The sequence below is a fragment of the Picosynechococcus sp. PCC 8807 genome, assembly GCF_001693295.1.
Classification (GTDB): domain Bacteria; phylum Cyanobacteriota; class Cyanobacteriia; order Cyanobacteriales; family MRBY01; genus MRBY01.
In genome coordinates this window covers 677,504-701,605 of the sequence record NZ_CP016483.1, presented here as the reverse complement: position 1 = coordinate 701,605, position 24,102 = coordinate 677,504, and the positions used below count along the sequence as shown (strand labels likewise).

Annotated in this window: 24 protein-coding genes and 1 riboswitch; of the genes, 19 read left to right on the top strand and 5 right to left on the bottom strand. The window is 46.4% G+C overall.

Annotation, left to right across the window (positions count from 1 at the left end; translation table 11 throughout):
* Nucleotides 1–27 precede the first annotated feature (27 nt).
* Complete coding sequence (locus AWQ24_RS03360; RefSeq protein ID WP_065716009.1) at nucleotides 28–1,563, top strand: bifunctional ADP-dependent NAD(P)H-hydrate dehydratase/NAD(P)H-hydrate epimerase; 1,536 nt, start codon at nucleotides 28–30, stop codon at nucleotides 1,561–1,563.
* A 16-nt stretch (nucleotides 1,564–1,579) separates the two neighbouring features.
* On the opposite strand, the gene AWQ24_RS03355 is transcribed toward AWQ24_RS03360, so the two are convergent.
* Both AWQ24_RS03355 and AWQ24_RS03350 read right to left on the bottom strand, forming a co-directional pair.
* Nucleotides 1,580–1,963, bottom strand: a complete 384-nt coding sequence (locus AWQ24_RS03355) for a DUF2358 domain-containing protein (RefSeq protein ID WP_065716008.1) — start codon at nucleotides 1,961–1,963, stop codon at nucleotides 1,580–1,582.
* Nucleotides 1,964–1,978: 15 nt separating this feature from the next.
* Complete coding sequence (locus tag AWQ24_RS03350) at nucleotides 1,979–2,710, bottom strand: OmpA family protein (protein WP_198161504.1); 732 nt, start codon at nucleotides 2,708–2,710, stop codon at nucleotides 1,979–1,981.
* Nucleotides 2,711–2,717: 7 nt separating this feature from the next.
* On the opposite strand from AWQ24_RS03350, the gene AWQ24_RS16385 reads away from it, so the two are divergent.
* The 3 genes from AWQ24_RS16385 to hemJ all read left to right on the top strand — a co-directional run bounded on the left by AWQ24_RS16385 (nucleotide 2,718) and on the right by hemJ (nucleotide 4,332).
* Complete coding sequence (locus AWQ24_RS16385) at nucleotides 2,718–2,864, top strand: hypothetical protein (protein WP_156785464.1); 147 nt, start codon at nucleotides 2,718–2,720, stop codon at nucleotides 2,862–2,864.
* A 54-nt stretch (nucleotides 2,865–2,918) separates the two neighbouring features.
* On the top strand, nucleotides 2,919–3,629 hold the full coding sequence (locus AWQ24_RS03345; protein ID WP_062432515.1) for a hypothetical protein: 711 nt from the start codon (nucleotides 2,919–2,921) through the stop codon (nucleotides 3,627–3,629).
* 88 nt (nucleotides 3,630–3,717) lie between these two features.
* Nucleotides 3,718–4,332 (top strand): protoporphyrinogen oxidase HemJ, encoded by a 615-nt coding sequence (hemJ, locus tag AWQ24_RS03340; RefSeq protein ID WP_065716006.1) that lies wholly within the window; start codon nucleotides 3,718–3,720, stop codon nucleotides 4,330–4,332.
* Between the two features lie 128 nt (nucleotides 4,333–4,460).
* On the opposite strand, the gene cynS is transcribed toward hemJ, so the two are convergent.
* On the bottom strand, nucleotides 4,461–4,904 hold the full coding sequence (cynS, locus tag AWQ24_RS03335) for a cyanase (RefSeq protein WP_012306272.1): 444 nt from the start codon (nucleotides 4,902–4,904) through the stop codon (nucleotides 4,461–4,463).
* Nucleotides 4,905–5,379: 475 nt separating this feature from the next.
* Here cynS and AWQ24_RS03330 point away from each other — a divergent pair, with 475 nt between their 5' ends.
* The 3 genes from AWQ24_RS03330 (at nucleotide 5,380) to AWQ24_RS03320 (ending at nucleotide 7,291) form a co-directional block, all read left to right on the top strand.
* Nucleotides 5,380–6,411: an isochorismatase gene (locus AWQ24_RS03330; protein ID WP_065717289.1), complete on the top strand. Its 1,032-nt coding sequence runs from the start codon at nucleotides 5,380–5,382 to the stop codon at nucleotides 6,409–6,411.
* 92 nt (nucleotides 6,412–6,503) lie between these two features.
* On the top strand, nucleotides 6,504–6,779 hold the full coding sequence (locus tag AWQ24_RS03325; RefSeq protein WP_012306270.1) for a LuxR C-terminal-related transcriptional regulator: 276 nt from the start codon (nucleotides 6,504–6,506) through the stop codon (nucleotides 6,777–6,779).
* A complete protein-coding gene (locus AWQ24_RS03320; RefSeq protein WP_065716005.1) occupies nucleotides 6,776–7,291 on the top strand; it encodes a PD40 domain-containing protein in 516 nt (171 codons plus the stop codon). The genes AWQ24_RS03325 and AWQ24_RS03320 overlap by 4 nt, the downstream gene beginning before the upstream one ends.
* 94 nt (nucleotides 7,292–7,385) lie before the next feature.
* On the opposite strand, the gene AWQ24_RS03315 is transcribed toward AWQ24_RS03320, so the two are convergent.
* Nucleotides 7,386–8,114: a phycobilisome rod-core linker polypeptide gene (locus AWQ24_RS03315; protein WP_065716004.1), complete on the bottom strand. Its 729-nt coding sequence runs from the start codon at nucleotides 8,112–8,114 to the stop codon at nucleotides 7,386–7,388.
* 965 nt (nucleotides 8,115–9,079) lie between these two features.
* Between AWQ24_RS03315 and AWQ24_RS03310 the strand changes: the two genes are divergently transcribed.
* The 6 genes from AWQ24_RS03310 to AWQ24_RS03285 all read left to right on the top strand — a co-directional run bounded on the left by AWQ24_RS03310 (nucleotide 9,080) and on the right by AWQ24_RS03285 (nucleotide 18,128).
* Nucleotides 9,080–10,234 (top strand): D-alanyl-alanine synthetase, encoded by a 1,155-nt coding sequence (locus tag AWQ24_RS03310; protein ID WP_065716003.1) that lies wholly within the window; start codon nucleotides 9,080–9,082, stop codon nucleotides 10,232–10,234.
* A gap of 68 nt (nucleotides 10,235–10,302) precedes the next feature.
* A riboswitch (cobalamin riboswitch) is annotated at nucleotides 10,303–10,450 on the top strand.
* 365 nt (nucleotides 10,451–10,815) lie between these two features.
* Nucleotides 10,816–12,786, top strand: a complete 1,971-nt coding sequence (locus AWQ24_RS03305) for a TonB-dependent siderophore receptor (RefSeq protein WP_065716002.1) — start codon at nucleotides 10,816–10,818, stop codon at nucleotides 12,784–12,786.
* A gap of 40 nt (nucleotides 12,787–12,826) precedes the next feature.
* Nucleotides 12,827–13,594: a phosphodiesterase gene (locus AWQ24_RS03300; protein WP_065717288.1), complete on the top strand. Its 768-nt coding sequence runs from the start codon at nucleotides 12,827–12,829 to the stop codon at nucleotides 13,592–13,594.
* An 11-nt stretch (nucleotides 13,595–13,605) separates the two neighbouring features.
* Complete coding sequence (locus AWQ24_RS03295) at nucleotides 13,606–14,820, top strand: ABC transporter substrate-binding protein (RefSeq protein ID WP_065716001.1); 1,215 nt, start codon at nucleotides 13,606–13,608, stop codon at nucleotides 14,818–14,820.
* Nucleotides 14,817–15,869 carry an iron ABC transporter permease gene (locus tag AWQ24_RS03290; protein WP_065716000.1) on the top strand — a complete coding sequence of 351 codons (1,053 nt, stop codon included), beginning with the start codon at nucleotides 14,817–14,819 and terminating at the stop codon, nucleotides 15,867–15,869. Before AWQ24_RS03295 ends, AWQ24_RS03290 begins: the two co-directional genes overlap by 4 nt.
* A gap of 378 nt (nucleotides 15,870–16,247) precedes the next feature.
* Nucleotides 16,248–18,128 (top strand): AAA family ATPase, encoded by a 1,881-nt coding sequence (locus tag AWQ24_RS03285; protein ID WP_065715999.1) that lies wholly within the window; start codon nucleotides 16,248–16,250, stop codon nucleotides 18,126–18,128.
* Between the two features lie 29 nt (nucleotides 18,129–18,157).
* Here AWQ24_RS03285 and AWQ24_RS16195 read toward each other — a convergent pair whose 3' ends face one another.
* On the bottom strand, nucleotides 18,158–18,343 hold the full coding sequence (locus AWQ24_RS16195; protein ID WP_157096823.1) for a hypothetical protein: 186 nt from the start codon (nucleotides 18,341–18,343) through the stop codon (nucleotides 18,158–18,160).
* Nucleotides 18,344–18,430: 87 nt separating this feature from the next.
* Between AWQ24_RS16195 and AWQ24_RS03280 the strand changes: the two genes are divergently transcribed.
* The 6 genes from AWQ24_RS03280 to AWQ24_RS03255 all read left to right on the top strand — a co-directional run bounded on the left by AWQ24_RS03280 (nucleotide 18,431) and on the right by AWQ24_RS03255 (nucleotide 24,075).
* Complete coding sequence (locus tag AWQ24_RS03280; protein ID WP_012306261.1) at nucleotides 18,431–18,673, top strand: DUF433 domain-containing protein; 243 nt, start codon at nucleotides 18,431–18,433, stop codon at nucleotides 18,671–18,673.
* A complete protein-coding gene (locus tag AWQ24_RS03275) occupies nucleotides 18,657–19,031 on the top strand; it encodes a DUF5615 family PIN-like protein (RefSeq protein WP_065715998.1) in 375 nt (124 codons plus the stop codon). The genes AWQ24_RS03280 and AWQ24_RS03275 overlap by 17 nt, the downstream gene beginning before the upstream one ends.
* A 178-nt stretch (nucleotides 19,032–19,209) precedes the next feature.
* Entirely contained in the window at nucleotides 19,210–19,695 is a 486-nt protein-coding gene (locus tag AWQ24_RS03270) for a crossover junction endodeoxyribonuclease RuvC (RefSeq protein ID WP_065715997.1), read from the top strand.
* Between the two features lie 93 nt (nucleotides 19,696–19,788).
* Nucleotides 19,789–21,603, top strand: a complete 1,815-nt coding sequence (thrS, locus tag AWQ24_RS03265) for a threonine--tRNA ligase (protein WP_065715996.1) — start codon at nucleotides 19,789–19,791, stop codon at nucleotides 21,601–21,603.
* A gap of 62 nt (nucleotides 21,604–21,665) precedes the next feature.
* A complete protein-coding gene (locus AWQ24_RS03260) occupies nucleotides 21,666–22,130 on the top strand; it encodes a DUF29 domain-containing protein (RefSeq protein WP_065715995.1) in 465 nt (154 codons plus the stop codon).
* A gap of 25 nt (nucleotides 22,131–22,155) precedes the next feature.
* The gene (locus tag AWQ24_RS03255) at nucleotides 22,156–24,075 is read left to right on the top strand and encodes an ABC-F family ATP-binding cassette domain-containing protein (protein ID WP_065715994.1); all 1,920 of its coding nucleotides are present in this window, start codon (nucleotides 22,156–22,158) and stop codon (nucleotides 24,073–24,075) included.
* The last annotated feature ends 27 nt before the right edge of the window (nucleotides 24,076–24,102 follow it).

The window sequence follows — 24,102 nt, the reverse complement described above, 5'->3', positions numbered from 1 at the left end:
TGACCTTTTACCGTTATCTAGAAAAAAATGCTTGAGCTTGACCAGATTTTTGTCACTGCTGCCCAAATGCAGCACCTTGAAACAGCAATTTTTAACCAAGGAATGCCGATACCAGCCCTTATGGAAAAGGCGGCGGGGTTAATTGCCCAATATATTCAAAATCATTATCCTTTAAAAGATTATCGAAAAATTAGCGTTTTAGTGGGGCCTGGTCATAATGGTGGCGATGCCTTAGTTGTTGCGCGGGAGTTATCTTTTGCGGGTTATGAAATATGCTTATTTCGTCCCCTAGAAAAGCTAAAATCCCTGACCCAAAGCCACTGGGATTATGCACAATTTTTAGGAATTCCCCATACAAAAGATCTTGATATTTTTCTGGAAAGTCATTTAATTATTGATGGTTTATTTGGCTTTGGTTTAACACGGCCGATTACGGGAGATTTAGGTTTATTAATCGATGAACTGAATGAATCAGGACGGCCCATTGTCAGTATCGATTTGCCTTCGGGGCTCCATACCGATACCGGGGCAGTGTTGGGTACAGCGATTCAAGCAACGGAAAGTCTTTGTTTAGGGCTTTGGAAACGAGCCTACGGCCAGGATGCCGCCACGCCTTATCTAGGTAAAATTAACCGCCTTGATTTTGGTATTCCCTCCCATTTAATTGCAGAAACTTTATCTGCCAAAAATACGATTCAAGGCATTTCCCAAAGCTTGTTACAACGTTTGTTACCCCTGGGGCGATCGCCGTTAACCCATAAATACAAACAGGGCCATTTATTGCTCATTGGTGGCTCCCAAACTTACCTGGGCAGTGTGCTGCTGGCGGCTTTGGGGGCGCGGGCAACGGGGATTGGTATGCTCACCATTGCGGTGCCAGAATCCTTGAAATTATTGGTGGTGGCCCAACTGCCGGAAGCCTTGGTGCTTGGTTGCCCGGAGGATGAAACGGGGGCGATCGCCCAACTGCCAAGCCTAGACTTTTCCCGATATCAAGCGGTGGCCTGTGGCTGTGGTCTGACCCTTGCGGGGGCGACTAATTTAATGCCTGACCTCATGCCGCGGGAAGTGCCTCTAGTGTTAGACGCCGATGCCCTCAATTGGCTAGCCGAGGAAGATTTAGAAGTGCTTCAAAACCGTCATTTCCCCACAATTTTGACGCCCCATCTCGGCGAATTTAAGCGTCTATTTGCTGACCAAATCCCCATCACCGCCGACCGATTCCAGATGACCCAAAAGGCGGCCCAACTGACCGGGGCGATCGCCCTTTTGAAGGGGGCAAAAACTGTTATTGCCCGTCCCGATGGCGTGACCCATTGCATTACAGAAAGTACCCCAGCTTTAGCTAGAGGCGGTAGTGGCGATGTTCTCCTTGGTTTAATCGGTGGCCTTTTGGCCCAACATCCAGAAGCACCCTTAGAGGTCGCTACAGCAGCCGCTTGGTGGCACGCCCAGGCCGGAATTCGCGCCGCCCAGGCCAGAACTGTTGCCGGGGTTGATGGGGTCACGTTGGCGGAATTTCTCGTTGAAGTTTTACAGCAATGGCAAACAAAATCTGTCTGAGCGTAAAAGAAATAAGCTAGGGAGACGGTTGAAAAACTTGCAGCAAAATCTTTAGGGGCGGTTTTTGCCAGTAATCAATGTGGGAGACGATCAAGTTATCAGCGTTGATTTCCAAAAGACTATGGCCAGAAATGCGTAATCGGGGTTGCCAGGGCAGAGGACAGGTCATGGATAAAGTCCACTCGCTGCGGATGGTCTGTTGAGTTTGCTGGAGGTCGTGGAGTTCCAAGTGAATATCCCGAAACCAGCGCCCTAAAAAACCAATCATTTTTTGATAGCGATCGCGCCCCCGGAACCGATTGAGGGGGTCTTGGAAAAAAACATCGTCACTGTAGATGGCAAAGGTTTGATCCTGGGGAAAGTTTTGGTAATCCTGGCGCAAGATATCAAGGAGATCCATCGACAAAACCGGTAACTACTGGGTACTAATTTCAAGGCGGGCTTGGCTGCTGGTTTCCGTTGTGTCTTCTGGGGGGTCAGCGGCGGCTTGTTCACCATAGCCCACCACGAGCCAACGATAATCACCGGGGAGAGCCTCGGCCAGGTAAGTTTGGACGGCCTGGGCCTGCTGTTGGGCAAGGCTTGTCGCTTTAGTGGCATCGTCCCCAACTTGATAACTGCGAATGGTGATCGTTTGCCGCTCCTGTTGCTGGAGATCGATGGCGATCGCCCCAAGAATTTCGGCGGCATCGGCGGCGAGTTGCCCATCGGCACTAAATAGGGCATTGCTGGGCAGGGTGATTTTTAACGGTTCTGGATTTTGCGAAGTTGCTGCGGGGATCGCCTGGGGGTCAAAGGTGCTGGGATCAGCGGCGAGGAGTTCGGTCAAATTGTTGAGGCGATCGCCGAGATCCGCCTGTTGTTGACTCAGATCGAGTTCTGCCTCTAGTTGTTGGGTGCGCGCTTCGAGGACATCCAGTTGGGCCTGAATACCGGCAATTTCTTGTTCGATGGCGGCCCGGTCTTCAGCCGATAATTCAGCAATGGTTTCGTTGAGGGTCGGCTTAGCGATTCCAGCAGAATTTGTCGCCCATAACCGTAAAAATAATGGCGGTTTTGGCGCGGCCCGTGGCATAAAATGACCCACCAGGATCCCCAAGGCGATCGCCCCGAAACCAGAACCCAGCAAAAGCGCTGTGCGGCCCAAGGTTGCGATGATCCATTTTGTTACAGAAAAGCGGGATTTCGTTGACGGTATTGGGGGGTGGGGTGAAGATGAACTCACAGTTGTCGTCGCCATCGGCACAATAATTTATCGCTATTCTAATGCCCTAGAGACCCCACCGCTCAGGTTTATGTAAACCATTTCCTGGCCGTTCTATCCTTTTTTTGCCGCTCTTTCCCCCCCTGAGATCATGTCTATCTCCACCGCCGACCCCCAGCTCATTACGGATCCACTCCACAGCCCTTTCCCTATCCCTTGGCAGTGGATTTTAGAGACCCAAGCTACGGTGGCCGCCGGGAACCAGAGTAGTGCCGATGTGTGTCGCAGTCCTGCCTTAAATAATGGTCGCCATCAGTACGCCGCCTACAGTCGTATCCAGTTAGCACTGCGCCCGCAACTCCAGGAAAGTCAGGTCACCAGTGTTTTATTTGTGGAAAATTTGCAAACAGGCATTTTAAGCACGGTAATGGCGCGATCGCCCCTCGCTCCCCAAGCATTTCAAGAAGTCGAAGGTAACGATGCTGCAGGTTTAATTTCGCTATTGATTCCCGTATCTTGGTCTGCCGATGGCCAAAGGCTCCTGGCGCGGCAGTTTGAAGGCTTTTTTAACAGTGGCGTGATGTCAGATTTTGCGGTGGTCTGGGATGCCAAAACCCAACGGAGTATCACCCTCCAACCCAATATCGAAGCCGAATATAGCCATGCCATTTTGTTGGGCTGGAGCGAGCAATATGCTGAGGATGTCCTATTCCAAACCGGGGTGATGGGGGAGGAAACCTGGCCCATTTGGCGGGTGAGTCCCAGTGGGGATACAAACCTTGCCAGGGAAAATCACGGCGTGGTCTACGGTGATCTCCTTTCTCCAGCTTGGTTTGGCAGTGACGGGGAATTTAACATTTAATGTCAACTTCGGAAAAAACTGCGGCGATCGCCCCCAGCCCCTTTTACACTGACTAAAAACGATATAAAGATTTTTATCGAAACTTGCTATGACACAGTTTTGGTCAGAGATTGCTCCCCAGGCCTATTTTTGGTTCAAGGCTTTCCATATTATCGGTGTGGTGGTTTGGTTTGCGGGGTTGTTTTACCTCGTGCGCCTTTTTGTCTACCATGCCGAAGCCGAAAAGGAACCCGAACCCGCCCGGAGCATCCTCAAAAAACAATATGAGTTGATGGAAAAGCGCCTCTACAACATCATTACCCAACCGGGAATGTTTGTGACTGTGGCCATGGCGATCGCCGTGATCAGTACCGAACCGGGGGTTCTAAAAGCCTGGTGGCTCCATGCGAAATTGGCCTTGGTTGTCCTGTTATTGGTCTACCATTTCTTCTGCGGACGGATTATGCGCAAGCTGGCAGCAGGCACTTGCACCTGGACAGGTCAACAGTTCCGCGCCCTCAACGAAGCGCCGACCCTCCTGTTGGTAACCATTGTGATGTTGGCCGTGTTTAAAAATAGTTTGCCCCTCAATTGGACAGGGGGTTTAATTCTGGCGTTGATTGTTTTTATGGCCGCCGCAATCCAACTCTATGCGAAAAAACGTCGTAAGGATCAAGAAAAACTCCGGGAAGCCCAGAGCCAAGTGGCCACCTCTAATCCTTAAAATCAGCCCTTGATTTTGTGCGTTTAAACCAAGTAAAAGTCCCTGGATTCTGTCAAAAATCTAGGGACTTTGCTATGTACATCAAGCTTAAAATTCAAACAAGAAAAACCCAATCACTTTTCAATGGCTTACCATTTTTTGTAGGGTAAAAATTTGCCGCACATGGTTACTTGCACGCGATCGCCTTTGGGGTCTTCGACCTTATCCACTTCAATGGAAAAATCAATGGCACTCATGATCCCATCGCCGAATTTTTCGTGGATCACTGCTTTGACTGGCATCCCATACACTTGCATGATTTCGTAGAAGCGATAGATCAACGGATCGGTTGGAATGACGGGCTCTAGGGAACCTTTGAGGGGCGGTTCGGTAAGTGCTGCGGCGAAATCTTCCGGTAAACCGACGGCGGTGACGAGGGTTTTTGCTTCCGTCTCATCGGCACTGGCTTGACGGTAGAATACAGCAGCGACCCAAGTTTCATCGCGGCCAACTTTTTCGCCGAGGGTCGCAAAATTAAGACCTGTTGCTTTTTTGGCAGCAAGTAACTTTTCGGTAATTACGGCGATCGCCATAGAAATGTTTCTCCGTTATCAAATAAATTCAACTGCACAGAATTGGCGGACAATTTGAGTAATTAATCAGAGCAAATTTGTCCGGGCCATATCACGAAATATCAGCCTCTAACTTGATTTACTGAAATAATTTTTGTGAGGAAAATGTTCCAGTAAGTGTTAGGAGGAAGACTTTTGTGGAGTGGTTGCTTGCTATTAAACGGTTTAAAAAATCAACGCAATGTAATTAAAGATACGCTTTTAAATGGCAACAATTGTATGTTGAACCTGGGAAACTATAACAAAAATCAACACTTCACGACAAAAGCACATCGAATTAATCCTAAAAATACATGATGCAAATTGTCGCTCCGGCCGATGTAACTAAAGCTGGGCGATCGTCTTTCCCTCGGCTGACCCCGATTTGACAATGTGTTTTTAAAACACCACAATAGGGGTGTGGCGAAAATATCTGTTGCCAATTGAGGTGTCGATGATGGCGAACCAACTCCCCATTCCTGCTTTTTTTAATCCCCAGACCGTTGGTGAGATCTGGCGTGTCCCCTATCTAGACCGGGCTGCCGCGGCTGAAACCTGGGCCAAGGAACACGGGATTCAGCCGGCCACCACTGACCGCTGTCGCGTTTGTCTGCTGATGGTCGATGTGCAAAATACCTTTTGTATCCCGGAGTTTGAACTGTTTGTCGGCGGCCAATCGGGACTGGGGGCCGTGGAAGATAACCGACGTTTGTGTGAATTTATCTACCGAAATCTCGGAACAATTACCACCGTTACCCCCACCATGGACACCCACAAGGCGGTGCAAATTTTTCACCCGGTCTTTTGGGTCAATGGAGCAGGCGAACATCCCCAACCCGCGAGCAATATTAGCTTTGCGGAGGTTGAACAGGGTCTTTGGCGCGTCAATCCGGCGATCGCCTTTAGTACGAAGCACGACTACGAAGACTTACAACAGTATGCCCGCCATTACACCGCCCAACTCAGCCAAGCAGGGAAATATCCCCTGACGATTTGGCCCTACCACGCCATGCTCGGAGGAATTGGCCATGCCCTTGTGCCAGCGGTGGAAGAGGCTCTGTTTTTCCATAATTTAGTGCGCCATAGCCAAACCCATTTTGAAATTAAAGGAGATAATCCCCTCACGGAAAATTATTCTGCGTTGCGGCCAGAGGTCTTAGACGATGCCCATGGACAACCCATTGCTCAGGAAAATACCCGTTTCCTGCAAAAATTGTTGGCCTTTGATGCGCTGATTATTGCGGGGCAGGCGAAAAGTCACTGTCTAGCCTGGACGGTGGACGATTTACTCTCGGAAATTTTGCGTCATGATCCAGCCTTAGCAAAGAAAGTTTATCTTTTGGAGGACTGTACTTCTCCGGTCGTGATTCCTGGGGTAGTTGATTTTACAGCCCAGGCCGATCAAGCCTTTGATCGATTTGCCGCCGCCGGGATGCAGCTTGTCAGTTCGACGATGGCGATCGCCGATTTTCCGGGGTTAAATCTTTAGTTGTCTGGGGGAGGGAATTGTGTACAATCTAGCCAACGTGAAAACCTCCCCTACAATAGGAAAATAACAATACACAGACAAAAGAAGGGTCTATGGCTACGGAAAAGACGGCAAGTGAAGCGGCTTTATCGGAACGGGAGATCGAAATTGTCGATTTGGTGGCAGCGGGTCTGACGAACCATGAGATTGCGGCGCGCCTCGACATTAGCAAGCGCACGGTGGACAACCACATTAGTAATATTTTGACAAAAACGGCGACGGATAATCGCGTTTCCCTGGTGCGCTGGGCGTTACAGTGGGGGAAAGTGTGCCTGGATAATGTGAACTGTTGTGCCCTCCCGAATCAGTCCGCTACCTCGGATTCATGAACCATGCTTGGGCGATCGCCCTTCTAGGGATTTTGTGTATCGGCTGCCAGAGTACCAGTTTTGTGACGCCCCCAGCCGACCCCCTTGGCAATAATCTCAATAGTCTCCATAGCGAAAAAAATCCCCGCCTTTCCGATGAAGGCCGTTACCTGGTCTTTAGTAGCGATCGCCGCCAACAACGGCGTATTTTTTTGTATGATCTCGCCCAACGCAAGCTTTTGCCCCTGCCCGGTTTAAATCAACCCAATGTGTTCTATGACCAGCCAGACATTAGCCGTAATGGTCGCTTCATTGTCTACACTTCCGAGCAGGAAGGAAAAACCAATATTTATCTCTACGACCGCCAAACCTTCCAAAGCCAAAATCTGACCCGTACCTACATCGGTCAAGTGCGTAATCCTACCGTTAGTGGCGATGGTCGTTGGATAGCTTTTGAAGGCGATCGCACGGGGCAATGGGATATTGAAGTGATTGACCGCGGTGTTCAACCGGATTTAGTCGAAGCAGAATAAACCAAACCCCAAGACCCACTCGCGCGATATCTTGGGGTTGAATTTTATGTATTGTCCAAGGCATTGAAGTCTTACCCTCAATCGAGCCATAGGCCTACAGCTTAATGATTTCAAAAGCGGCCAAAGCAACGGCGATCGCCCCTAAAATCAAGGTGCCAGCCCCAGCAATGGTAACCGTTTTCCCGATCACGCTGACCCAGGCAGGGGCGACCCATGGCGCTTCACCCCGTTCTTGGAAATAGCCCAGATCTTCTAATTGTTGACGATAATCAGCGTCATAACGGGGCATCCGTGCAAAGGGCAAATTTCCTTCTGTGCGTTGGGGTAAGATGCGTCGCCGCTGATAAGGAACAGTATCTAAGCCAAAATTGTCGAGATATTCCTCAGAGTTTAAGAGAGCATCCACAAAGCCATTTAAACCCTGGGTCGCCAACAAAATTGACCAAGCCAGAACCTCTTTCTGACCATAAACATCCCGGCCCAGTACCCGCTGCACGCACATCCGCACAAAGCGATAGTTATTGTTCACGTCATAGTTCCGTTGCCGAAAAGACTCAGACAATAACAACGCCCGGATAAAGTCTTGGACGGTAATAAAACCTGATTTCAGCTTAGATTCTTGAACTTTTAGGCGATTTTGTTCAAGCATCTGCTGCTCATTGAAAATTTGACGATAGGCCGCCTGGATTAAGGTCTCAAAATCTGTTTTTGCAAAAGCCGATTCCACGCTAAATTGCTTGGGACTTTCTTCACTGCCGATAAAAAAATCTTGTACCCGTTGATTCTGAGAGCTTGGTTCGTAGGTCAATAGAGGTATAGTCATTTTTTTATAGTAAGTATTGACTTTATAAAATGAAAAGAATTAAGTTTATAAAAACTATAGACTAGACCAGGCAAAGTTTCGGGAAAGTTGCTTTTTTTAAAGTAAGGTTTATTTTTTTTAAGTTTTCACCACAATCCCCCTAAGGGTCTATGGACAATAGTACACTCGCCATTTAAGAAAGTATGATTTTTCCTATTTTTAGTTGCAAATTACAATAAGAAAACAAAAATCATATAACGATTCATAATTCAGGCAATCTCAAAAATATCATTGACAAATAAAGAAATAATTCTTGTTCAATTAGGAAAATATAAGCCTAATTCCCCGAAGTTTTATTGACTTAAATATTGGTCTCTTTGGATCTTTTGCCAGGGATGAAGCGGTAAGCATAAGTACTATTAAGATCTTATTGCAATGGAGCCAGATTGACACAGCCAATCTTTTGAAAATTATGTCAAGCGCTTTAGCCCATCGCCTTGATAGCCGATCTCTTGATGAATCATTGTGGCTGTATCCATCGATTGAGCATTGACCACTCCATAGCTTGGTGAGGAGGATGTTCGTGACCTGTGGGCATTTCCACTGGTGGGGAGTTTGCTTAATGGGTTCGAGGGTCGTGTCGTCACACCATTAGCGGACACAGAGGGAGACGGTTTTCTATTGGGGAAAATTACGGGGCAGTAAGCACTAGGTAATGCCACCCATGAGGAGATAAAAGCGCGCATGAACAACCTGGCGCAGGTCAGTGGGACAGGAGCTTGCTAGATTGAACTGGGGGAAGTAGGGGTTTGATGAGAGACCATTGGTCATTGGTGAGGTCTGTCGGATAGGATGCAGACATGATTTTTTTGTTTAGAGATTTTAGTACTTTTAAAGACTAAACCTCTTTTTTTCTGCCTGCCATATCTTTCTCAGGGATCTTCTAAAATAACAAAATTGCTCAGAATTGTGGGAAAGTCACGTTAATGATGGGATTTGTTTACGATTTTAGTCAACTACCAAACTACCTTGAAATTCTCCGGAAAAAGTTAAAAATTGCCGTAATTCATGGGGGTGACAAAGCAGCGCAGGGGGCCGTAATCTACCAAACCCACAATCCCCGCTCCACCAAAACCTACGAAGTGGTAGCCCATGACATTGCTGCGGCCCTCGAAGATTTAGAGTTTCAGCACGTATTTGTGTTGCCCGATGATGCCACGTTAGGCGATCGCCTCCGGAAACATCAAATTCATTTGGCTTGGCTGAATACCGGTGGGGTTCAGGGTTACAATCCCGTCTGCCACACCCCGGCAATTTTAGAAATGTTGGGGGTACCCTATATCGGCCATAACCCTTTAAATAGCTCGATTTTAGATAATAAACACAGCTTTAAACGGGAACTGCAAGGGCTCGGTTTTCCCACTGCGCCGTTCATGATTTGGCATCCAGCCCAGGGGAAATTTACTGCCAAGGACAACGCTCGTTTCCAGCAGACTTTTGGCGATTACCAGGGCAGTTTTCTGGTTAAACCCGTGTCTGGTCGTGCCTCTTTGAACATTCATTTTGTGGATCAGCCCCAGGATCTTGGTGAGGCGATCGCCAACATACATCAGCAAACCCACAACACCGCTTTGATTGAACCCTTCTTAACCGGGCGCGAATTTTGTGTCTCTGTGTGTGGCTATGTGCGCCATCGTCAAGGGCAGTTTGAAAAATTAGAATCTCCCTTTACGTTTTCGATTTTAGAGCGTCTTTTAGAAGCCGATGAAAAGATTTTTACCTCGATGGATAAAAAGGCAATTACAGGCCAAAGAATTCGCTTTTTAGATGATAGTGACCAAGCCAAAGAAAAACTAGCAAAACTCGCCCAACAAGTCTACTGGGAATTTAGTTTAAATGCCTTAATTCGTATCGATGCCCGGATGGATGCGATGGGAAATATCCAAATTTTAGAGGCTAATCCCAAACCCGATCTTAAGCGGCCCGCTGCCAACGTCACTAGCCTCGTCGCCCAGGGACTATCAGAAGAGGGGATGACCTACGAGGATTTAATTTTGTCGCTGATTAGCGATCGCCTAGATTATTTATTGACCAACCACACCCAGATTATTCCCCACATTACGGCCCTGCTTAATCCCTAAAGGTGCTTTTCTCCCAAGGCTCAAGGGGACTTCATAAATCTATTTACATCGGGGGCGATCGCCTGCTATATAATTAGACTCTGTTCGGTTTTATCGGGGATCAGCCGATAAAAGCAATGGGGAAAGAACGGTGCAAATCCGTCGCTGTCCCGCAGCTGTAAGGAAATTTTCAGCAATTTCTAAGTCAGAATGCCCGCCGAGCCAAGTGTAAACGTTTTAGTAATTACCCATCTGCGAGGTACGGATGATGTTTTCTTTTAGCACCCAGTCTTTTTCTGCTGCCCATAATTTCTATCTTCTGAGACTGCAATATCGCCGCAATCAGCAAAACCAGTCTCGTTAGCGAGTTTGTCTTAAATATTGCTTTAACCCGTTATTCCATCAGCATTAGCCTCATTCAATGGGGTTGAGAAATGCATCGATTTTGGTGAATCAGAAAAAAATTGACGATATTTTAATCGCTCAACTGCTTTGCTTTTCTTAAGGTTATTGATCAAGGCTTTTATGACCTAAAAAAGTCTTGCCATTACTCCATGAATTCTCCCTTCATTACATTAAAAATTAGCCCAAAATATTCTTAGATGACGTCATTTTTTACGCCCCAGACGATTTGCTTTACGATTGTTTGTTTTCTCTGTAGTAGTACTGCTGTTTTTGCTCAAGAAGAGAACGATCTAGATGATGAACAAGAGACCGTTGATTTTGAACTAACGGTCATTGACCAGCTATTAAATCAACCTGTATATGCTCCGTCACGCCAGGAAGAAACGGTTCAAGATGCGACCCGTGCGGCCTATGTGATTAACCGGGAGCAAATTGAAGCCCAAGGGTATCGCACCGTCAACGAAGCCTTGAAATATTTCCCTGGGATTTTTATTGATAGCACGGCTGGATCTCGCCTCGGTGCCCAAAGTTCTCAGATTTTTCGGGGGGCTAATAGTTCTTCTCAAACATTAATTTTGCTTGATGGCAGGCCGCTTAATCGTTTCGATTCAGGGAACTTTGATCTGTCTAATTTGACTACCGATAATGTCGAACGCATTGAATTAATCCCTGGGGGCAGTTCGGTGCTGTTTGGTTCCAATGCCATCGGCGGCGTGATCAATATTGTGACGCGCCAACCCGGATTTAACCAACCAGTTGCAGTAGAGACCGGGGTCGATCTGGGGAGCTTTGGCTACAATCGCCAGAATATTGGGGTAAGTTTTGGTGCGGAAACCCAGGCAGTGCGACTGGCCTATGACCGCACCGCCGCAGAAAATGATTTTGACTATGACATTGCAGCACGGGGTTTGTCGGGTGTCCGGGATAATGCGGCGACGAATATCCAAAACGTGAATCTCCAGGTGGTTAATCAGTTAGGCGATCGCCACCGGTTGCGCTTCAACGGCATCTACAGCAGTAAGGATTTAGAAATTCCGAGCAGTGTTTCTTCCCCAAGTCCAAATGCGACCCAATACGACAATAATTGGTTGTTGTCCCTGGATTTAGAGTCTCGCCTGGGGAATAGCGATGATTCTCTGCTGACGACAAGATTATTTGCCGACTTAAATGATTTTCGTTTCTTTGATGAGAATCAATTTGGAACAACCGATGCCCGCTATGAAAACAATTCTTTTGGTGCCCAGATTCAGCACAATTGGCAACTGGATGAAACCCAAAATCTCACCTATGGTTTTGATTACCGCTATTTGACTGCAAAAGCAGAGGATCCTGGCGTATTTGGCTTTAGTTACGACGAAAACCTCAGTCAAGGGGCCATTTTTGCCCGCTATGGCCTGGATATTACCCCGGAACTGGCTTTAAATCTGGGCGTGCGCCAGGACTTTAATAGTTTGGCCGATGGTTCGGTCACATCACCCAGCGCAGGGTTTGCCTGGCAAGTGGGAGAATCAACCCGAATTCGGGGGAACTATGCCCGCAACTTCCGGGTGCCAACTGCCGTGGATCTCTATTTTCCGGGGTTTAGCAATCCTGATTTAGTGCCGGAACTGGGGAATAGTTTTGATCTGGGTGTTGACCACCGTTTTTCGGATCGTGCTTTGGTGCGGCTGACTTATTTTAATAACACCCTCGATGATGCCATCGTTTTTGATCTTGGGACATTCACTCCCCAAAATGTCCGGAAAGCCCGCAATCAAGGTTTAGAAGCAGAGGTGACGTTGCAATTGTCTCGATCTCTTTCTGCCTTTGCTAACTACACTTGGAACAACTCAGAAATTCTTGCCGATGCTGATCCGACAGTGGTTGGTAATGAGGTCGCCTTTGCGGGGACAGATTATTTCAATGTGGGTCTTGCCTACGAAAATCCCCAGGGAATTTATGCCGGAATTTTCCTGAAACGGGTGGGCGATCGCCTGACAAATAATGCCAATACTGAATCCTTGGCAGGCTACACAAACCTGGATCTGCGGGCGCGCTATCCCATCAGTGATACCGTAAATTTAACGGCGAGTGTGGAAAATTTGTTTGATGCGGATTTTGAAACATTCCCGGCTTACCCTGGAGTGGGGCGTCGGTTTCAGATTGGTGTCAATGCTCAATTCCGTTAAGCTGCTTTGTTTCGTTTCCCAATTTTGCCCACAATTTCCTATGGTTCTCATTGCCCAAATTACTGATACCCACCTCCTCGATCACCGAGAGGCCGAAATGCGCGGCGTTAAAACCAATGCGTCTTTCCAAGCAGTCCTGGCGGCGGTGCAACAGTTTAAACCAGATCGGCTGATTTTGACGGGGGATCTGGCCCATCGGGGTGAGGCGATCGCCTATGAACGGTTGCGGGATTTGGTCGAAGCAACGCGGATTCCTAGCTATTGGCTGCCGGGGAACCACGACAATCCAGAATTGATGGCCGAGATTTTGCAGGGGGATTATCTTTCGCCAGACAAGAACGTTTCTTTGGGGAACTGGCAACTGTTGCTGTTGGATTCGTTTCTTGAGAACCCAGAATATGGCGAGGGTTTTTTAGATACGGCACAACTGGCTTGGCTCGCGGAAAACCTAGAACAATATCAAACTTCTCCGGTGGCGATCGCCATCCATCACCATGTGGTGCCAGCGGGGGTTGATTGGCTCGATCAAATCGATGTGACCAACCGCGTCGAATTTTGGCAGATTGTGCAACATCATCCCCAGGTGAAAACAGTTTTCTTTGGCCATGTGCATCTGGAATACAGCGTCACCCAAGGGGGAATTCCTTGTTTTGGTACGCCATCAACTTGTACCCAAGTGACGCCCCCGGATCAAGAATTGCGGGAAGGCGATCGCCAACTGTGGGAACAACCAGGTTTCCGTCTGTTTGAACTCCAGGATGATGGTCGCTTCCAGACAAAAGTCCAACGCATTCCGTGGTTTGAGTAGGAGAAAAAACGATGCGTTTCCCCTTCTTGCCACACCGTTCGATTCCTCTGCTGGGCCTAGGTTTATCCCTGTGGCTAGGGGGTTGTGGCCCCACCCAACAAACCGTAGAAACCCCAACACCGACGGCGGCCTGTGTCGAGAATTACGATCCGGCGGTGGATTATTTCCCGGATAAGGTGACGCCAGAATTTGCCAGGGGCTTTCAGGTGGCATACCATGGCCATTACAAAGTGGTGACGGTGCGGCAACCCTGGGAAACGGCCCAGCAGGATTTAACCTATGTTTTTGTGCAGTGTGGTACGCCCATTCCGGAGGGTTATCCAGAGGCGACCATCGTTGAAGTGCCCGTCAACCGGGTGATTGCCCTTTCGACGACCTATTTACCCCATTTGGAAGTTTTAAAGCAGTCGGAAAATTTGGTGGGGGTAGGCGATCGCCAATTGATCTATAGTCCTGAGATCCGGGCGGCCATTGAAGCAGGCGACATCCAAGAAGTCGGCAACCTCCAGCTAGACCGGGAAGCGATCCTGAGTCTCCAGCCCGATGTGATTTTGAATTATCGCCTCGATGCTAGCGAAGGGAACAATACCAGCGCCCTAGATTCTTTGGGGTTAACGGTGGTGTTAGACGCGGCTCACCTGGAACCCACTCCCCTGGGCCGGGCTGAATGGCTCAAGTTTACGGCTCTCCTCTTTAACAAAGAAGCTGAAGCCAATGAGATTTTTGGGGCGATCGCCAACCGCTACCAAGCCCTCGTGAACCAAGTTAAAGATTTAGACACCACGCCAACGGTGCTGAGTGGGTCGCCCTACCAAGGGGTTTGGTATGTGCCGGGGGGCAAAAGCTATGTGGCCCAACTGCTGCGGGATGCGAACGTGAATTACCCCTGGGACGCGACAACGGCCCGCTTGAGCTTACCTCTAGATTTTGAGGCTGTTCTAGGTCGGGCAAAAACAGCGGATCTTTGGCTGAATGTGAATCCTGATTGGCAAACCACTGCCGATATTTTCCAGGAAGACCCGCGCTATGAACTGTTTGAGGCAGTACAAAACCAGCAAGTCTATGCCGCCAACAACCGGGTTGCGCCTGGGGGAGGCAATGATTTTTGGGAAGGGGGCACCCTCAATCCTGATGTGATCCTTGCCGATGTGATCAAAATCGCCCATCCGGATCAATTACCTGACCACGAGCTTTATTATTACCGTCACTTGCAAGATTCCCCGTGAAAATTCCCTACACCACGACCCCTCTAACTTGTTTATCCCTACCGGAACTGCGGTGGCGATCGCCTTCGTTATTTATTCTGCTGGGGGGATTGTGGGGGGTTTTATTTTTCCTCAGTTTGAGTCTGGGCTCGACGACCATTCCCTGGGATCAACTATTGGCGATCGCCTTGGGCCAACCCATTGACAATCCGGTGTGGGCAGAAATCGTTTGGCAACTGCGCTTTCCACGGGCGATCGCCGCCACCTTTGCCGGGGCAGCCCTGGGGATTAGCGGCCTCCAGATGCAAACCCTGTTTAATAATCCCCTCGCTGGCCCCTTTGTGTTGGGCATCAATTCTGGGGCGAGTTTGGGGGTGGCCCTAGTGCTGTTGGGAACGGGTTTTATGGGCGGTCTTTTTGGAAATTTGAGTGTGGCGATGGCAGCGAGCTTGGGGGCGGTGGCGGTGTTGCTGCTCGTTTTGGCGATCGCCCGTCGAATTCCCCACAATGGCACCCTACTAATTTTGGGGTTGATGCTCGGCTATGTCAGCAATTCCCTCGTCACATTGCTGTTGCACTTTAGCCCCACGGAAGCGCTACGCCTATATCTCAGTTGGACGTTTGGCAGCTTTGCGGAAATCCAGCGGGAACAGTTGCCTATCTTTATGGTGTTAATTTTTGCGGGGGGACTCCTGGCTTTTTTTCAGGCGAAACCTTTGAATGCGCTGCTTCTCGGCAAGCAGTACGCCCAAAGCGTGGGCCTCAACCTTAAGGCAACCCGTCGTCACATTATTGTCAGTACGGCGCTCTTGGCGGGATCTGTCACGGCATTTTGTGGCCCGATTTCTTTCTTGGGGATTGCGGTGCCGCACCTCTGCCGGGGCTTACTGAAAACGGTTGATCATCGGCTGTTGGTGCCAGCGGTGACTTTATTGGGGTCTAGTCTGGCGTTGCTGGCGGATATTATTGTGCAATTGCCGGGAAGTGAATTAACATTACCCTTGAATACGGTGACAGCGATGTTTGGCGCACCAATTATTGTGGTCTTAATTTTGCGTCGACATCGTTAAATCTAGGCCAGGGTATTCTGTAAATTCGGTTTTATCCGATAAGAGTAATGCTTGAAACGAATGACCTCACGAATTACATCCAACAATTTACACAGCGGGAATGATGTCATGCAAAGCTTTAAAATCTGTATATTACCTCCATAAAGGAATTATACGGATTTTGTTTGGACAATACCCATTTTGTGTGTTTGTACAGAAATACTCTACATAAAAATAACAGAGAGGGCATTATACAGAAATCATCTCTATAATACATAGTTATCTGTAAGAAAAAGAACAAGCTGATGATAAAAGAAAAATATAAACAATTTTTCTTACACCGCCAAGTTGGAGGGATAAGAATAATAGCTATACACAAACGTTAGGCAACATTAAAAAATGAAAATTTACTTATCAAAAGCCATATTAATTAATAGAGCCCCGTTCGAGCATATTGAGTTAGACTTTAACGAGAACGAGATTGCAGTGTTGACTGCAATAAATGGAAGTGGTAAAACCACATTACTTTCTCATATAGTTGATTCTTTTTATGAAATGGCACGTCCTCATTTTCCAAATGAATTTGAAGAAAGAGAAAATAAATATTATCGTGTTTCATCATCCATTTATAACATAGACTACAATCAACCATCCATTGTCTATTTAAGGTTTATGACCGAACAAGGGAATGTTGACTATATTGACATAAGAAATCAGTGTACTGAAGAACATTATAATGAATCTATAGAATTAGAAGGCAAAATTACGTATGGCCAGTTTTCAGGTGACTTGCAACAGGCAAATGGTGTTAAAAAGTTATCTAATAATTGGAATCAAGAACTAGCATGGAATATCTTCAATAAAAATGTTCTTACTTTTTTCTCCCCATATAGATATGAAGCACCAGGTTACTTGAATGATCCTTATAAAGTCAGCTTAGATTTTAGAAAAACATCTGGTTTTAGTGGATACTTGCGAAATCCAATAGAGGTGGTTTCAGGCTTGGAACAGTTTGCAAATTGGATACTTGATATAGTATTAGATTTGAGATTGACTTCCAATCCTAATGATCAGATCATATTCTTGAACTTAAATACAATTCTCACACAAACACTGATATCCAGAAATTATGGAAATCTAAGGTTTGGTATTGGTCCTCGAGGATTGGGAAGTACAAGAATTCAGGTAATGGAGCAAGCTGAAGGTGGAAAAAGCATATATCCTTCAATATTTAATCTTTCATCAGGTGAATCGGCTCTATTATGTTTGTTTGGTGAATTATTAAGACAAGGTGATAATATTCAAAGTAATATTCCTCTCAACAATATTTATGGGATAGTTTTAGTAGATGAAGTGGATAAACATCTCCATATCAAGCTTCAGAAGGAAATTTTACCGACTCTTATCAATATTTTCCCAAATGTTCAATTCATAATGAGTTCACACTCTCCTTTTCTGAGTATGGGCTTAGCCGAAGTTGCTCAAAATAGATCCAAAATAATTGACCTTGATAATCTAGGAATATCAACAGATCCAACATCGAATGAACTATACCTAGAAGTTTATAACATGATGATAGGTGAAAACGATAGATTTAAGGAGCTGTATGAAGAAGTAAATGCGAAAATAGAGGAAAGTGAAGTCCCATTGATAATAACTGAAGGTAAAACTGACGTTCAACATCTAAAGAAAGCTCAAGTTGCGCTTAATATTGAAGATTGTAATATTGATTACTATGAAATCGCAGATAATTGGGGAGATTCTAAGCTTAAGATATTACTAGAACAGCTTTCTAAGGTTAATCAAAATAGAAGAATAATTGGAATCTTTGATAGAGATGTTGCTTCTATAGTTGGAGATATTGAACAAGGAGGTCAACACTTTAAAAATTACTCGAACAATGTTTTTGCTTTCTGTATTCCAGTTCCTCCGGGTAGAGAAGATTATCAAAACATTTCAATTGAGTTTTATTACTCAGATCAAGACATAAAAAAAGAAAAAGACGGCAAAAGTCTATTCTTCGACAATGAGATTGATTATTTATTTAATAAAAGCACCAACAGACCAGAGTTTAGAAGGCTTGATGAAAAGCGTATAGAAGATGAGCACTCAAAGAAAATATTTGACGAGCAAAAGATGTGTGAAGTTGCAGATTGGATTCACTCAAAGGCAAATTTTGCCAATCTCGTGTTGACTGATGAAGATTTCAATAATGAAATAGACTTCAGTTCATTTGAGCTAATATTTGATAGGATTAAAGAAATTATCGCGTTAAATTGAATAAAAAATGTTGCCTAATAAAACCTAAACTACGTTTCAATGAAGTTGAGCCAAACCGTTGAGAGGAATAGATGATAGTAAGAAAAACAGATAACAAATACAGGCAATGTAAGGATAAGGCGATCGCTGATGAGTTTTACCTTCCGAACCGTGGTAAGAAGTTGCGGCTGGGAATGGCGATCGCCATTGTCGTAAGTTTGGTTGAGTAACAGCAATCCTTATCTGTAGGCTATGATCGAAGCGCAACCCAACAGTGCATACTGGGAATGCTTTTCAGTGTCGGACGAACCAGAGTTAATTCCATGAAATTAGACCGTATCAGCAGCAATCCCAATCGGATGAATGGACAGCCTTGCATTCGTGATACGCGCCTTACCGTACGTCGCGTGCTTGAACTACTGGCAACTTACCCCGATCACCAAGAACTGTTACAAGAGTTTCCCGAACTGGAAGAGGCTGATATCCAAGAAGCCTTGATTTTTGCCTCCTCTTACTTGGATGATCGCATTTTAGAACTACCTCAAAGTGATGAAACTGCTGCTTGATCAGGGCTTGCCACGCTCTGCGGCAATGTTGCTCAGTGAGGCTGGAATCGATACGATTCACGTTGCTGAGATTGGTTTGTCAGCAGCAGATGATACCGACATCCTTCAAAGAGCAAAAGATGATGAGCGTGTAGTTGTTACTCTTGATGCCGACTTCCATGCTTTACTGGCTCTAAGTGAAGCGGCTTCTCCTTCCGTAATTCGCATCCGCATTGAAAGATTGCGTGCTCAAGCATTAACCAATCTGCTCTTAAAAGTTCTTGGTGAAGTGACAGAGGATTTGGAACAGGGGGCGATTGTGACAGTTGAAATGAGTCGAGTTCGTATGCGCCGTCTCCCATTGATGAAAGAATACTAAATTCAATCGTTAAAAGGCTATCACAGGCAAAAAAACAGAAGAATAAAGCGATCGCCCTACATTGAATATTCGTCACAGGAATCTTGGCAGTTTTAGCTACTCAACTGTGCTGGAAGTGCTTTTTGAATGTCGTGCTAGATTTATGACTGAATGAATACCTTATAAAAATTATTTTGCCATGAAGCGTTGGCTTGGCATTGATCCTGGTTTAGCGATTATTGGCTGGGCGGTTCTCGAAGAACAGGGACAAACGCTGCCACAAATCCTTGATTACGGCATTATCGAAACAGCCAAAGATTTATCGACGCCCCAACGACTCCTAGAGATTGAACAGGACTACACAGAAATTTTGGGGGAATTTCACCCAGAGGCGATCGCCATCGAGATGCCCTTCTTTAGCCGTCAGATCAAAGCCGCAGGGGGCGTATTGCAGGGTCTAGGCATTTTAAACTTGGTTAGCCTGCGAGAATTAAATATCGAACCGATTTATCTGCACCAATCCAGTTGGAAATGCCACATCGGTAATGCAAAGGCCGATAAGCGGGAAGTAGCGACCCTCGTGCAGTCGATTTTTGGGATGGAGACGATGCCTATCGATGATAGTGTCGATGCCATTGCGATCGCCTATGCCGCCGCCTGTGGTTTGCGCAATGACATTCGGTAAGTGAAAATTCCCCAGTCCAGCAGAGACAACGGATAACATAGAATAGCGACCTGCTAAACTTTTTGGAGCAATTTTAAGGAGCATATTTCAACCATGGATCAGGTGAATGGTGAACAACTCGAACCGATGAAACTTCCCAAAACCAGTGAATCAGACACCCTCAAGCGGATTCGCCACACCACCTCCCACGTCATGGCGATGGCTGTCCAAAAGCTATTTCCCGACGCCCAGGTCACCATTGGTCCTTGGACAGAGAATGGGTTTTACTACGATTTCGATAAGCCAGAACCTTTTACGGAAGCGGATCTCAAGGCGATCAAAAAAGAGATGGTGAAAATCGTCAAGAAAAAATTGCCTGTGATCCGTGAAGAAATTTCCCGCGCCGAAGCCGAAAAACGGATCAAGGAAATTAACGAACCCTACAAACTCGAAATCCTCGCAGGAATTCACGACCCCATCACCCTCTACTACCTCGGCGATCAATGGTGGGATCTTTGTGCTGGCCCCCACGTGGAAAATACCGGTGATATTAACCCCAAGGCGATCGCCCTCGAATCGGTCGCCGGAGCCTACTGGCGGGGTGACGAAAATAACCAGCAACTCCAGCGTATTTACGGCACCGCTTGGGAAACCCCCGAACAACTCAAAGAATATCAACGCCGCAAAGAGGAAGCCCTCAAACGCGACCACCGCAAACTCGGTAAAGAATTGGGTTTGTTTATGTTTTCCGATCAAGTCGGCCCCGGTTTGCCCCTCTGGACACCGAAAGGGACGCTGATTCGTTCTACGCTGGAAAATTTCCTGAAAACAGAACAAACCAAACGCGGTTACCAAGGCGTAGTCACCCCCCACATCGCCCGTGTGGATTTATTTAAAGTCTCCGGTCACTGGCAGAACTACCGCGAGGATATGTTCCCGATGATGGCAGACGGCGAGGCAGAACGGGCGGCGGAACAGGGTTTTGTGATGAAACCGATGAACTGCCCTTTCCACATCCAAATTTATAAAGATCAACTGCGCTCCTATCGGGAATTACCAATCCGTCTGGCGGAATTTGGCACAGTTTACCGTTACGAACAGTCCGGTGAATTGGGTGGTTTAACGCGGGTGCGGGGCTTTACGGTGGACGATTCCCACCTGTTTGTCACCCCCGACCAATTGGAGGAAGAATTTTTTAACGTTGTCGATTTAATTTTGACCGTCTTTAAGAGTTTGCAACTGAAGAATTTCAAGGCGCGACTGAGTTTCCGTGACCCCAACTCCGATAAATATATTGGCTCTGATGAGGTCTGGGAAAAGGCGCAAAACGCGATCCGTAAAGCCGTCACCAAGCTTGACATGGACTATTTTGAAGCCGAAGGGGAAGCCGCTTTTTATGGGCCGAAACTCGACTTTATTTTCCAAGATGTCCTCGAACGGGAATGGCAACTGGGCACGGTGCAGGTGGATTACAATCTCCCCGAACGCTTTGAATTGGAGTATGTTACCGAGCATGGCGATCGCCAACGCCCGATCATGATCCACCGCGCGCCTTTCGGTTCCTTGGAGCGATTGATCGGCATTCTGATCGAAGAATATGCGGGTGATTTTCCCCTGTGGCTCGCCCCCGAACAGGTCAGAATTCTCCCCGTTAGCGATGAATTTTTCGACTATGCCAAAGCCCAAGCCGACAAACTGCAAGCCGCTGGCATCCGGGCGATCGCCGATGCTTCTGGGGAACGTCTGGGCAAATTGATCCGCAACGCCGAAAAACAAAAAATCCCCGTGATGGCGATCGCCGGGGCGAAGGAAGTGGAAGCCAACAGCTTAAGCATTCGTACCCGTGCCTCTGGGGAATTAGGGGCGATCGGGATGGATGAAGTGATTTCCCGTTTAGTGGAAGCGAATACAAACCACACCAATTTCTAATCGAAATCCATAGGGGTTTACCGTGGTAAACCCTTTTTCAACTCCATTACGAGGGCTAGATTATGACCCAAACAAAATCAAAAACCCTCTATGATCAAGACTTTTATCAATGGATTGAACAAACCATCTCCCATTTAAAATCAGGCAACTTAGAAGCCCTTGATCGAGACAATTTAATTGAGGAGATAGAGGCTTTGGGGAAGCGAGAAAAACGCGAATTAGAAAGCCGTCTAAGCACTTTATTTGAACATGCCCTCAAACGAAAATATGTCCCTTTAGAAGAGTGCTATCGGGGTTGGGAAGTCACCCTTCGACGTGCCCAAAAAGAAATCCTAAAAATTCTCCGCGACTCTCCTAGTCTTAAAGGCTATATGCAAAATATTTTCTTAGAGTGCTACCAAGAAGCCCTTGAAAATATGCAAATTGAATATGATGTAGAATTCCCGCAAAATTATCCTTTCCCTACAGACTGTACTCAGTTACTCACGCAGTCTCTCGCTCCAGTTAATCAAGCATCAGAATATTAATTTTAATTATTTTATTTAATTATTTATGAGTATTATCACCCTCCAATCCATCAAGAAAGATTTCGGCATCAAAGAAATTCTGCGGGATGCCAGTTTTAGTATCGATGACGGCGAAAAAGTCGGCTTGATTGGGGTAAATGGGGGTGGCAAATCAACCCTTTTAAAAATGATTGCGGGGATTGAACCCATTGATGGGGGACAGCGGTTAGTTCGTTCTGGGGCAAGGATTATTTATCTACCACAACAGCCGGAAATTGATCCAGAAAATACCGTTTTAGATCAGATTTTTGCCAATTGCAGTGAACAAATGAAATGGGTTAAAGCCTACGAAGATTTATCTCATAAAATGGCAAAAGCTTCTGGCGATGAATTGAATAGTCTCATGGGCAAATTATCCAGTATTACCGAAAAAATGGATGCCCTTAATGCTTGGGAAGTGGAAACCAATGCCAAGATTATTTTAAGTAAATTAGGGATTGATGATTTTGAAACAAAAGTCGGTGATTTATCCGGCGGTTACCGCAAACGGATTGCCCTTGCTTCTGCCTTGTTATCAGAACCTGATTTGCTCCTAATGGATGAACCAACCAACCACCTAGATGCTGATTCAGTGGAATGGTTAGAGGGCTATTTAACCCAATTTTCAGGCGCATTATTATTAATTACCCACGACCGTTATTTCCTCGATAAAGTCACAAATCGGATCATCGAAATTGATCGCGGTGATCTCTATACCTACGCCGGAAATTATTCCTATTATCTAGAGAAAAAAGCACTGGCAGAAGAGGCCGCAGTTAGCAGCCAACAGAAACATAAAGGGGTATTGCGACGGGAATTAGAATGGCTCAAGCGGGGGCCGAAGGCAAGAAGTACAAAGCAAAAAGCGCGCATTGATCGAATTTCTGATATGCAGAATAAAACCTTTAAGGAAGCCCAAGGCAAAGTTGAGATCGATACACCGGGGCGGCGCATTGGCAAAAAAGTTGTTGTCGTCAAAAATCTCTCTAAAAGTTTTGGCGATCGCCCCATTATTAAAGACTTCAGTTATGAATTCAACCCCGGCGATCGCCTCGGTATTATCGGCGGCAATGGGGCGGGTAAATCGACCTTTTTAAATCTGATTACAGGACGACTCGAACCCGATAGCGGCACAGTAGAAATCGGCAGTACGATTCATATTGGTTATTTTGACCAACATTCCGATGATTTACTTGATGAAGCGACACAAAATCAACGGGTGATTGATTACATCAAAGATGTTGCCACCTATGTACAAACGGCGGATGGCACACAAATTACAGCGTCCCAAATGCTAGAACGATTCTTGTTTCCGCCCGATCAACAATATGCGCCGATTCATAAACTTTCTGGGGGTGAAAAACGACGTTTATTTCTGCTAAAAGTGCTGATGGGTGCGCCGAATTTACTCATTCTTGACGAACCTACGAACGATTTAGATGTACAAACCCTTTCTATTTTGGAAGATTACCTCGAAGACTTTAATGGCTGTGTGATTATCGTTGCCCACGACCGTTATTTTCTCGACCGGACAGTGAACATGATTTTCGCCCTCGAAGGCAATGGGCTACTGAGACAATACCCCGGTAATTATTCCCTTTATTTAGACTATAAACAGGCAGAAGCCGCCCAAAATCCACCGGAAAATCCTCCCCCAAAAGAGGCGATCGCCAAACCACAAACCCCTAGCAAGCCAAAAGCTGCTCCATCCCGTCGCCTGTCAAACTACCAACGGCGGGAACTAGAACGTCTCGAAAATGAGATCATTCCTGAGCTAGAAATTCAGCGGGAAGCATTACAGATGGAACTCAGTAACCAAGTGGACTATGAGCAATTGCAGACCCTTTCCTTAAAATTAGAAGCCCTAAATCAAGACATCGAAGCAAAAACAGAACGGTGGTTAGAACTGGCAGAAATGGAGCATTAACCATCGTCTTTAAAGCCACAAAAAAGC